General features: G+C 70.0%; 9 protein-coding genes and 1 pseudogene. 3 read left to right on the top strand and 7 right to left on the bottom strand.

The genetic code is table 11. From position 1 onward, the window contains the following. The 6 genes and pseudogenes from BU124_RS14000 to BU124_RS13975 all read right to left on the bottom strand — a co-directional run. A pseudogene (locus tag BU124_RS14000) lies at window positions 1-619 on the bottom strand (SPOR domain-containing protein); the annotation flags it as partial. A 65-nt stretch (window positions 620-684) separates the two neighbouring features. Then, window positions 685-1,323, bottom strand: coding sequence for a uracil phosphoribosyltransferase (upp, locus tag BU124_RS13995; protein ID WP_084864190.1), 639 nt, complete (start codon window positions 1,321-1,323; stop codon window positions 685-687). Further along, on the bottom strand, window positions 1,320-2,306 hold the full coding sequence (locus tag BU124_RS13990; protein WP_084864189.1) for an adenosine deaminase: 987 nt from the start codon (window positions 2,304-2,306) through the stop codon (window positions 1,320-1,322). Before BU124_RS13990 ends, upp begins: the two co-directional genes overlap by 4 nt. Continuing rightward, window positions 2,303-3,496, bottom strand: coding sequence for a phosphopentomutase (locus BU124_RS13985; RefSeq protein ID WP_084864188.1), 1,194 nt, complete (start codon window positions 3,494-3,496; stop codon window positions 2,303-2,305). The genes BU124_RS13990 and BU124_RS13985 overlap by 4 nt, the downstream gene beginning before the upstream one ends. Beyond that, window positions 3,493-4,797, bottom strand: a complete 1,305-nt coding sequence (locus BU124_RS13980; RefSeq protein ID WP_084864187.1) for a thymidine phosphorylase — start codon at window positions 4,795-4,797, stop codon at window positions 3,493-3,495. Before BU124_RS13980 ends, BU124_RS13985 begins: the two co-directional genes overlap by 4 nt. A gap of 4 nt (window positions 4,798-4,801) precedes the next feature. Continuing rightward, window positions 4,802-5,194, bottom strand: coding sequence for a cytidine deaminase (locus BU124_RS13975; RefSeq protein WP_084864186.1), 393 nt, complete (start codon window positions 5,192-5,194; stop codon window positions 4,802-4,804). Window positions 5,195-5,392: 198 nt separating this feature from the next. Between BU124_RS13975 and BU124_RS13970 the strand changes: the two genes are divergently transcribed. The 3 genes from BU124_RS13970 to BU124_RS13960 all read left to right on the top strand — a co-directional run bounded on the left by BU124_RS13970 (window position 5,393) and on the right by BU124_RS13960 (window position 10,338). Further along, window positions 5,393-7,672, top strand: coding sequence for an NADP-dependent malic enzyme (locus BU124_RS13970; RefSeq protein ID WP_084864185.1), 2,280 nt, complete (start codon window positions 5,393-5,395; stop codon window positions 7,670-7,672). Between the two features lie 211 nt (window positions 7,673-7,883). Continuing rightward, window positions 7,884-9,776, top strand: a complete 1,893-nt coding sequence (gene prpE, locus BU124_RS13965; protein WP_084864184.1) for a propionate-CoA ligase PrpE — start codon at window positions 7,884-7,886, stop codon at window positions 9,774-9,776. A gap of 19 nt (window positions 9,777-9,795) precedes the next feature. Next, window positions 9,796-10,338, top strand: coding sequence for a CIA30 family protein (locus BU124_RS13960; protein WP_143530017.1), 543 nt, complete (start codon window positions 9,796-9,798; stop codon window positions 10,336-10,338). 64 nt (window positions 10,339-10,402) lie between these two features. On the opposite strand, the gene BU124_RS13955 is transcribed toward BU124_RS13960, so the two are convergent. Next, entirely contained in the window at window positions 10,403-11,164 is a 762-nt protein-coding gene (locus BU124_RS13955; RefSeq protein ID WP_084864183.1) for an NAD kinase, read from the bottom strand. Window positions 11,165-11,381 lie beyond the last annotated feature (217 nt).

Here is an 11,381-nt window from a genome sequence, read left to right as displayed (position 1 = left end):
CGCCGGTGCGCGCCGAGATCATGTTCGGCTGAACCCCGCTGCGCCCGGCACAGGCCTGCGCCCGGGTCAAGGTCGGCCGCGCCGGCGCCGTGGCAGCCGCGGCCGGCGCCTCCGGCGGGCCGCAATCGACGGGATCGCCGGTGCGGGCCGAGATCATGTTGGGCTGCACGCCGCTGCGACCGGCGCAGGCCTCGGCGCGGCTGATGCGCCGCCGGGGTTCGGGCCGTTCGACCTCGGGCCCGGGCTGGCGCAGAACCCGCGGCGTCGGATCGGCGGCCGACTCGGACGCAGCCTCGGACCGGCCCGAGGCCGCGGCTGTCTGGTTGCTGTCGGGGGTGGGTTGCGGCGCCGGCGTCGGCGCGGCCATGGCGGTCAGGGTCGGCTCGAAGCCGCACAGCTGCTTGCGCTCGCGGTTGACGCGCGGCACCCAGTTCGTGGCACCCCCGAGCCCGGCGCGCACGTAGACGCAGCCGCGGCTGTCCACGAATTGCGTGCCACTGAACGACGCGGGCGGCTGTTCGGATGGCGGTGATGGATCACGCAGGTTTTGCGCGCCGGCCGCGCCGCCGATCACGCCGGTCAGGACCAGCACGGTTGCGATCAGGCCTGCTCTGCCCATGAATCCCCCACTACATTTTGTGTAAGGATGCGGGAGAATACCAATCTTGTAAAGGGATTGTTCCCTTATTTGGTGCCGAACATGCGGTCACCCGCATCCCCTAGCCCCGGAACAATATATCCATGGTCATCCAGCCGATCATCCACAGATGCTGTGACGATGGGCACTTCGGGGTGGGCCTCCTGCATGCGCGCGATACCCTCAGGCGCGGCCAGAAGGCACAGGAATCGGATGTCCTGCGCCCCGGCCTGCTTGATCAGGTCCACCGCCGCGGCAGAGGAATTGCCGGTGGCCAGCATCGGATCCACGGCGATCACCACGCGGTCCTCCAACGTGTCGGGCAGCTTGCAGTAGTATTGCACGGGCTGCAGCGTTTCCTCGTCGCGGTAAAGCCCGACGAAGCCCACCCGCGCCGAGGGGATCAGCTCGAGCACGCCATCCAGCAGCCCGTTGCCCGCGCGCAGGATGCTGACCAGCGCCAGTTTCTTGCCCTGCAGCACCGGGGCATCCATCGGCTGCAATGGGGTCTCGATGCGCGCGTCGGTCAGCGGCAGGTCGCGGGTGATCTCGTAGGCCAGCAGGTGCGAGATCTCGCGCAGCAGCCCGCGGAACTGGTTCGAGGGCGTGCCGACCCGGCGCATCGCCGTCAGCTTGTGCTGGACCAGGGGGTGCTTGACATGGGTCAGATGCGGCAGGCGGGTCATGCGGCCTCCAGCTTGCGGGCGACGGCGGCGCGGGTCTCGGCGTCGCAAAACGCCGCCTCGAGCGCCACCTGGTTGAGCGCGGCGAAATCGGCGGCGTCCCAGCCGAAGGTCTGCGCCAGCATCTCGTATTCGCGGGTCATGGTGGTGTGGAAAAAGGGCGGATCGTCGGTCGAGACCGTTACCTTGACGCCGGCATCGCGCAACCGCTTGATGGGGTGGTCGGGCCAGCCGCCGGTCGCGCCCAGAAAGACGTTGGAGCCGGGGCAGACTTCCAGCACCGTGCCCCGCTCGGCCAGGGTTTCGACCAGCGCCGGGTCGGTGATGGCGTTCACCCCGTGCCCTACCCGGGCCGGGGCGAGGTCGCGCAGGGTGTCGGCCACCATCTCCGCTCCGCCCCATTCGCCGGCGTGACAGGTCAGCGGCATCCCGGCCTCGCGCGCGCAGTCGAAGGCCCAGGCGAAATCACCGGGCCGGCCCACCGTCTCGGCCCCGGCCATGCCGAAGCCGCGCAGGAACCTGCCCTGCGTTTCCACCGCACAGCGGGCGGCGGGCCTGGCCTTGTCGGGGCCGAAATGGCGGATACAGGTGACGATACCGCGCAGGGTGATGCCGAGGCGCGCCTCGGCCGCGTCTGCCGCCTCCTCGATGGCCGCGAGGTAGTCGCGCCAGGCGGCCAGGTCGCCGCCGCCGCAGAAGTCCGGGCTCAGGAAGGCCTCGCAATAGACAACGCCCTGCGCCGCGCTTTCTTCCAGCACGGCGCGGGTCAGGCGGTGAAAGTCCTCAGGCGTCTGCAGCACCGTGCAAGCGGACTCGTAGACTTGCAGGAAGTGCGCGAAATCGCGGTAGGCATAGCCGCCGTCGGCGGTGAAGATCGCGCTCAGGTCTTTGCCCTTTTCCTGCGCCAGCCCGCGGATGAAGGCGGGCGGCGCGGCGCCCTCCAGGTGCAGGTGCAGTTCCACCTTGGGGATGTCGCGATAGGTCATGCCGCGCCCTTCTCGATGCCAAGGTGATCGGCCACCAGCGCGGCCACGTCGCTGAAAGCCATGTGCCCCAGCGCCCGCGCCCCCAGCCCGTGGGCCAGCACCGGCACCCGTTCACGGGTGTGGTCGGTGCCCACCCACGTGGGATCATTGCCATGATCGGCGGTGACCAGCAACAGGTCGCCCGCGCGCAGCTGCGCCATGAGCCGGCCAAGCGCCGCGTCGAACCATTCCAGGTGGCGCGCATAACCCGAAACATCGCGGCGATGGCCATGGATGCTGTCGAACTCCACCAGGTTGGCAAAGACCAGCGCGCCCGCGGGGGCCTCGGCCGCAAGGTCGGACAGGTGGCCCATAAGCGCGGTATCGGCCCCCTTGCGGACCTCGTCGATGCCCTGCATCGAGAAGATGTCGCCGATTTTGCCGACCGCATGCACCGCGCGCCCGGCCGTTTGCGCCCAGTCGCACAGCGTCGGCGCGGGCGGGGCGATGGCGAAGTCGCGGCGGTTGGCGGTGCGGGTAAAATCGCCCGCCGCGCCAATAAAGGGCCGCGCGATGACCCGGCCCACCTTCATGGCGTGCAGCCGCGGGGCGAGGTCACGGCACAGGTCCAGCAGCCGGTCGAGGCCGAAGTGTTCCTCGTGCGCGGCGATCTGGAAGACGCTGTCGGCCGAGGTATAGCAGATGGGCCATCCCGTGCGGATATGGTCCTCGCCCAGCTGGTCGATGATGTTCGTGCCCGAGGCGTGGCAGTTGCCCAGGATGCCCTCGGTACCCGCGTGGGCCTTGACCGCGTCGATCAGGTCGGGCGGGAAGCTGTCGGTGGCGCTGGTGAAATAATGCCAGTCCCAGGGCACCGGCACCCCGGCCAGTTCCCAGTGCCCCGAAGGCGTATCCTTCCCCGGGCTGACCTCGGTCGCCGTGCCCCAGGCGCCGGCGGGGGCGGCCATCAGGGCCGGGGCGGTCACACCGCTGGCCAGCTCCAGCGCATGGCCCAGCCCGAGCCCCGCCAGGTTGGGCATGTGCAGCGGGCCGCTGCGCCCGTCCTCGGCATGGCCCCCGGCGCAGGCCTCGGCGATATGGCCGATGGAGTTGGCGCCGCTGTCGGGCACGCCGTCGTTGTAGAACCGGTCGGCGTCGGGGGCACCGCCGATACCGACGCTGTCGATCACGATCAGGAACGCGCGGGTCATGGGCCCCTCCTTTCGAGGATCAGGTCGGCGGGCGTGGGGACCGGGCCGATGGTGATGGCCGCGCGCACCGCCTGCGCGGCAGCTTCGGCCCGCGACTCGTCGGCGGCGTGGATCACGGCCAGCGGGTCGCCCGCCTCGACACGCGTTCCCAGCGGCGCGACCTCGGACAGGCCGACGGAAGGATCGATCCGGTCGCTCTCGACCTGCCGGCCGCCGCCCAAGCCGACCACGGCCAGGCCCAACGCCTCGCCGTCGATGGCGGCGACGTGGCCCGCGCGCGGGGCGGTGACCTCGCCCACCACGGGGGCGCGGGGCAGATGCCTGCGCCAGTCGCTGTCCATGTCCGGCGGGCCGCCGAGACCGTGTGTCATCGCCGCGAAAATCTCCATCGCGTGGCCGCTGGCGATGGCGCCCTCCACGCGGGCGGTTGCCGCGGCCGAGTCCTCGCCCGTCAGCGCCAGCACCCGCGCGCAAAGTGCCACGGTCAGATCGTGCAGGCGCGGGGCAGCGGCGCGGTTGCCCGAGAGCACCTCCATGCAGAGGGCGACCTCGACCGCGTTGCCCAGCGCCGGGGCCAGCGGCTGGGACATGTCCGTCAGCAGCGCCGCCGCGGGTGTGCCGGCGCCGTTGGCCGTCTCGCACAGCGCATCGGCCAGGGCGCGCGCCTCTTGCGGGCTTTTCATGAAGGCCCCGGAGCCGCACTTGACGTCCAGCACCAGCCCCTCCAGCCCCGCCGCCAGTTTCTTGGACAGGATCGAGGCGGTGATGAGGTCCACGCTCTCTACCGTCGCGGTGACGTCGCGGATGGCGTAAAGGCGGCGGTCGGCGGGGGCGATGTTGCCCGTGGCGCTGACGATGGCACAGCCGACACCGGCGGTGATGGCGCGGAACCGCGCCTCGGTCACGCTGGTGGACAGGCTCGGGATCGCCTCCAGCTTGTCCAGCGTGCCGCCGGTGTGCCCCAGCCCCCGGCCCGAGACCATGGGCACGAAAACCCCGCAGGCTGCCAGCGCCGGGGCCAGGATCAGCGAGACGCAATCGCCCACGCCGCCCGTCGAATGCTTGTCCATCACCGGGCCGGGCAAGTCCCAGCCCAGCACGTCGCCGCTGTCGCGCATCCCGAGGCTCAGCGCCACGCGGCCGGCCTCGCCCAGCCCGTTGAGGCAGGCGGCCATGGCAAAGGCCCCGGCCTGCGCGTCCGACACCGCGCCGTCGGCCAGCCCGCGCGCGAACCAGGCCAGCTCGGCGCGGGACGGCGGGCGGCCGTGCCGCAACCCGGCGATGATGGCGCGGGCGTCCATGCGCTCAGCTCCGGCTCATCTGGTGGGTGTCGAACTTGCCCGGCAACATGTCGCCGATCGTCGTCCGGACCGCCCCGCCATCGGTCGTGGCCAGGGTGACGGGGACATCGGCGGCGCCGAACTCGGCCAGCTTCTGGCGACAGCCGCCGCATGGCGTCACCGGCACCGGGCTGTCGGCGATCACCGCGACCTCGGCGATCGCGGTGTCACCGGCGGCGACCATGGCGGCGATGGCCCCGGCCTCGGCGCAGGTGCCCTCGGGGTAGGCGACGTTTTCCACGTTCACCCCGCGATAGACCGCGCCGCTGGCCGCGCGGATCGCCGCGCCGACCTTGAAACCGGAATAGGGCACATAGGCATTTTCGCGCACGGCGCGGGCGTCGTCGACAAGCGGCATCGGGCACTCCTCCGACCCGCAGAGTGTGCCGAGGGCGCCGGCGATGCAAGCCGTCGCACGCGCCCACGGCGCATTCGGATTTGCAAGACCGGGCCTGTTGATGCTTGATGGCATTGTGCGGGAGGGGCCGCGCCGCCGGGACGCGCGTTGGGCGTCGTTTGATCCCGGCACAGATCAGGCAACGAGACGGGGCACGACATGGCCGACAAGACCGAGACCTCGCTGCGCGACGCGGCGCTCGCCTATCACCGCGAGCCCAAGCCCGGCAAGCTCGAGATCCGCGCGACCAAGCCGCTGGCCAACGGCCGCGACCTCGCCCGCGCCTATTCGCCCGGCGTCGCCGAGGCCAGCCGCGAGATCAAGGCCGACCCGACGAGCGCGCTGGACTACACCGCGCGCGGCAACCTGGTGGGCGTGGTCTCGAACGGCTCGGCGGTGCTGGGGCTGGGCAACATCGGCGCGCTGGCCGCCAAGCCGGTGATGGAAGGCAAGGCGGTATTGTTCAAGAAATTCGCCGGGATCGACTGTTTCGACATCGAACTGGACGAGGCCGACCCCGAGCGGCTGGCCGAGCTTGTCTGCGCGATGGAACCGACCTTCGGGGCCATCAACCTGGAGGATATCAAGGCGCCCGACTGTTTCATTGTCGAGCAGATCTGCCGCGAACGGATGAACATCCCCGTCTTTCACGATGACCAGCACGGCACCGCCATCGTCGTCGGCGCGGCGGCCACCAACGCGCTGCGCGTGGCCGGAAAGGCCTTTGCCGACATCAAGGTCGTCAGCACCGGCGGCGGCGCGGCCGGCATCGCCTGCCTGAACATGCTGCTCAAACTCGGCATGCGACGCGAGAATGTCTGGCTGTGCGACATCGCGGGGCTTGTCCACGCGGGCCGCGAGACGGACATGACCCCGCAAAAGGCCGCCTACGCCCAGGGCACCGATCCGGCGACGCTGGACGAGGTCATCGACGGCGCCGACCTGTTCCTGGGGCTGTCGGGCCCCGGCGTTCTGACGCCCGAGATGGTGGGGCGCATGGCCGAGCGCCCGATCATCTTCGCCCTGGCCAACCCGACGCCGGAAATCCTGCCCGACGCCGCGCGCGCGGTCGCCCCCGACGCCATCATCGCCACGGGGCGCAGCGATTTTCCCAACCAGGTCAACAACGTCCTGTGCTTTCCCTTCATCTTTCGCGGGGCGCTGGACGCGGGCGCGACCGAGATCAACGACGCCATGCAGATCGCCTGCATCGAGGGCATCGCCGACCTGGCCCGTCAGACCACCAGCGCCGAGGCCGCGCGCATCTACAAGGGCGAGCAACTGACCTTCGGGGCCGATTACCTGATCCCCAAGCCCTTCGATCCGCGGTTGTCGGCGGTGGTGTCCAGCGCCGTGGCCCGCGCGGCGCAGGAAACCGGCGTGGCCACCCGGCCCATCGCCGACATCGAGGCCTACAAGCAGACCCTAAACGAGAGTGTCTTCAAGTCCGCGCTGCTGATGCGGCCGGTCTTCGAGGCCGCCGGCCAGGCCGCCCGCCGTATCGTCTTTGCCGAGGGCGAGGACGAGCGCGTGCTGCGCGCGGCGCAGGCGATTCTGGAGGAAACCCCGGAAAAGCCCATCCTGATCGGCCGCCCCGAGGTGATCGAGGCGCGCTGCGAACGCGCCGGGCTGGTGGTGCGCCCGGGCCGCGACTTCGAGATCGTGAACCCGGAAAACGACCCGCGCTATCGCGACTACTGGGGCACCTACCACGAGATCATGGCGCGGCGTGGCGTTACGCCCGACCTGGCCCGCGCCATCATGCGCACCAACAATACCGCCATCGGCGCCGTCATGGTCCGGCGCGACGAGGCCGACAGCCTGATCTGCGGCACCTTCGGCGAGTTCCGCTGGCATCTCGACTACGTCACCCAGGTGCTGGGCCACGGCAGCTATCGCCCGCACGGGTCGCTTTCCATGATGATCCTCGAGGACGGACCGCTGTTTCTGGCCGACACGCATGTCTGGTCGCTGCCCACGCCGGACAACCTGGCCGAGGTCGCCATCGGCGCGGCCCGCCATGCCCGGCGCTTCGGCGTGGAACCCAAGATCGCCTTCTGCTCGCAATCGCAGTTCGGCAACCAGGCCGAGGGCTCGGGCAAACGCCTGCGCGCGGCCATCGCCCTGCTCGACGGGATGGCGACCGATTTCCAGTACGAGGGCGAGATGAACGTCGATGCCGCCCTCGACCCCGAGCTGCGCGAGCGTCTGCTGCCCGGCGGGCGGCTGGAGGGGGCGGCCAACGTGCTGATCTTCGGTCACGCCGACGCCGCCTCGGGGGTGCGCAACATCCTCAAGGCCAAGGGCGGCGGGCTGGAGGTCGGCCCGATCCTTATGGGGCTGGGCAACCGCGCGCATGTGGTCACACCGGGCATCACTGCGCGCGGCCTGCTCAACATGGCCGCGCTCGCCGGCACGCCGGTGCAGCACTACGGATGAGCCCCCGGCCCTGTGATTTGCATCTTTGCAGGTCGGGATGGGGTTTTGCCGGTGCGGCGCGGAATCCGGCGACTTTGCAAATATTGGCTCAGCATCGGCAGGCGGTCTGCAAATATTTCGCGTCCGATTGCCACGGGCATGCGCCTGCAGGCTTGCCGCAGGGCCACCCCCTGCCCTATCCCCGGCCCAACGCACAAGGAGGAGGCATACAATGGGATACCGCGAGGTCTACGAGGGCTGGAAGGCCGATCCGGAGGGCTTTTGGATGGAGGCGGCCCGGGCCATCGACTGGGACGAGGCCCCGAAACAGGCGCTCTTCGACCGAGGCGATGACATCTATGAATGGTTCGCCGACGCACGGGTGAACACCTGCTGGAACGCGGTCGATCGTCACGTCGAACAGGGCCGTGGCGATCAGACGGCCATCATCCACGACAGCCCCGTCACGCACACCAAGCGCGAGATCTCCTACGTCGAGCTGCGCAACCGCGTGGCCAGCCTGGCCGGGGCCCTGCGGGCCAAGGGCGTGGAAAAGGGCGACCGGGTCATCATCTACATGCCCATGATCCCCGAGGCGCTGGAGGCCATGCTGGCCTGCGCGCGGCTGGGGGCGATCCACTCGGTCGTCTTCGGCGGCTTCGCCGCGCACGAACTGGCCGTGCGCATCGACGACGCCCAGCCCAAGGCGATCATCGCCGCCTCCTGCGGGGTCGAGCCGGGCCGCGTCGTCCATTACAAGCCGCTGCTGGACGGGGCCATCGACCAGGCCGCGCACACGCCCGAGTTCTGCGTGATCTTCCAGCGCGAACAGGAGGTCGCGCACCTCGAAGAGGGCCGCGACGTCAACTGGCACGGCTTCCAATACGGCGTGGAACCGGCCGGTTGCGTGCCCGTCGAGGGCAACCACCCGGCCTATATCCTCTATACCTCGGGCACCACGGGCCAGCCCAAGGGCGTGGTGCGCCCCACCGCCGGGCATCTCGTGGCGCTGAACTGGACCATGAAGAACATCTACAACGTCGACCCGGGCGAGGTCTTCTGGGCGGCCTCGGACGTTGGCTGGGTCGTGGGCCATTCCTATATCTGCTACGCTCCGCTGATCCAAGGCAACACCACCGTGGTTTTCGAGGGCAAGCCGGTGGGCACCCCCGACGCCGGCACCTTCTGGCGCGTGATCGAGGAGCATAACGTCAAGAGTTTCTTCACCGCGCCCACGGCATTCCGCGCGGTCAAGCGCGAGGACCCGCAAGGCGAGTTCGTCCGCAAATACGACCTGTCCGGCCTGCGCGCGATCTACCTGGCCGGCGAACGCGCCGATCCCGACACCATCGAATGGACGCGAGAGATGACCGGCAAGCCGGTCTACGACCACTGGTGGCAGACCGAGACCGGCTATACCATCGCCGGCAACCCCGTCGGCATCGAGCCGCTGCCGGTGAAACTGGGCAGCCCCACGGTGCCCATGCCCGGCTACGACATCCAGATCCTGGGCGAGGACGGCACTCCCCTGCCTGCCGGCGAACTGGGCGCCATCGCGGTGAAACTGCCCTTGCCGCCGGGCACCCTGCCCACGCTCTGGAACGCTGCGGACCGGTTCCGCAAATCCTACCTCGCCACCTTTCCGGGTTATTACGAGACGGGCGACGCGGGCATGATCGACGAGGACGGCTACGTCTGGATCATGGCGCGCACCGACGATGTCATCAACGTCGCCGGCCACCGCCTGTCCACCGGCGGCATGGAGGAAGTGCTCGCCAGCCACCCGGACGTGGCCGAATGCGCGGTTATCGGCGTCAGCGATGCGCTGAAGGGCCAGTTGCCCATGGGATTCCTGTGCTTGTCCAAGGGGGTGGACCGGCCCCACGCCGAGATCGTCACCGAATGCGTGGACCTCGTGCGCGACCGCATCGGCCCCGTCGCGGCCTTCAAGCTGGCGGTGGTGGTGGACCGCCTGCCCAAGACCCGCTCGGGCAAGATCCTGCGCGGCGTCATGGTCTCGATCGCCGATGGCAAGGACTACAAGATGCCCGCCACCATCGACGACCCCGCCATCCTCGACGAGATCGCCGCGGCGGTGAAAACCATCGGATATCCGACGGGGTGACAGCGCCCGACAGCCCGCTATGCTGAAGCGTATGGTCGCGCGAGTCATCCTGCTGCTTGCCCTGCTCGCCGGAACCCCGGGACGGGCCGAAATGCTGATCGAGGATTTCACCGACGACCCCGCCGCGCGCTGGTCCTTCTTCACCGATGGCGTGATGGGCGGCCGGTCACAGGGCCAGGCCGTGATCGGCGGCCGCCCGCCGCACCTGCACCTGACCGGCACGGTCAGCACCGCCAACAACGGCGGCTTCATCCAGGCCCGCCAGCAGATCGACGGCCTGCCCGACGGCACGACCGCCCTGACCCTCACCGCGCGCGGCGACGGCCAAGTCTACTACGTCCACCTGCGCAGCACGGCAACCCGCCTGCCCTGGCAGTACTACCAGGCCCGTTTCACCGCGCCGCGCGACTGGGCCGAGATCACCCTGCCGCTGTCCGGTTTCACCGCCGCGGGCGGCCGCCTGCCCCCCTTGGCCCCGGCCGATATCCGGTCGGTCGCCCTCGTCGCCTATGGCCGCGACCACCAGGCCGACGTGGCGGTTTCGCGGATCGGTACGGAGTGACACCGGGACGGCGGGCGGGGCGTCCTTGCCGGGCTCGCCCGGCAAGGCGCGGCGGCCGACGGCCTCAGGCGAACTGCTCGCGGATCAGCCGTTCCTCCAACCCGTGGCCCGGGTCGAACAGCAGCCTGTGGCGCACGTCTTCGGCCGAATGGATGCGCACCTCGGCCACATCCGGCACCGATTCGCCGTCGGCATCGGCCATCACGGGCCGCCGGTCGGGGTCGACCACCTCGAAGCTCACCATCGCCTGCTTGGGCAGCAGCGCGCCGCGCCAACGCCGGGGCCGAAACGCCGCCACCGCCGTCAGAGCCAGCACATCCGACCCGATGGGCAGGATCGGCCCGTGGGCCGAGTAATTATAGGCGGTGGACCCGGCCGGCGTGGCCACCAGCGCCCCGTCGCAAACCAGTTCGGGCATGCGCATCCGGCCGTCCACATGGATGCGCAGCTTGGCCGCCTGTGGCCCCGCGCGCAGCAACGAGACCTCGTTGATCGCCAGGGCATCATGGGTCGTGCCGTCAGTGCGGACCGCCTGCATGCGCAACGGGTTGATGACCTCTTCCTCGGCCGCGGCCAGCCGCGCCGGCAACCCGGCCTCGGCGTATTCGTTCATCAGAAAGCCCACGGTGCCCCGGTTCATGCCGTAGACCGGCGTGTCCAGGTGCTGGGTCCGGTGCAGCGTGTGCAGCATGAAGCCGTCGCCGCCCAGGGCGACGATGACATCCGCATCGTCCTCCGCCACCGCCCCGTAGCGGCGCGCCAGCGCCGTGGCGGCCTGCCGGGCGCTGGGCGCATCGCTAGCAACGAAGGCGAGCTTGGGGGCCATGGGTCCGTCCCGGTTACGTCCTGCCCCTTGTCCGATGCGCCGAGCCGAATGGCAATCCCCCGCCCGAGGCCCTGTTGCGCCGCCAACGCACCGCCCTGCGTCGCTTTGGGCCTTTCCCGGCGCGGATTTGCCCCATATCAAGTGCAGCAATACGCCTCGGCCCGGCCGCAGGCCAGCACCCGGCACGGAGGACCCCATGACCCAGTCGACCACACCC

It is taken from the genome of Salibaculum halophilum, assembly GCF_002094885.1.
In the GTDB taxonomy this organism is placed as follows: domain Bacteria; phylum Pseudomonadota; class Alphaproteobacteria; order Rhodobacterales; family Rhodobacteraceae; genus Salibaculum; species Salibaculum halophilum.
This window is presented reverse-complemented; position numbering and strand designations above follow the sequence as displayed.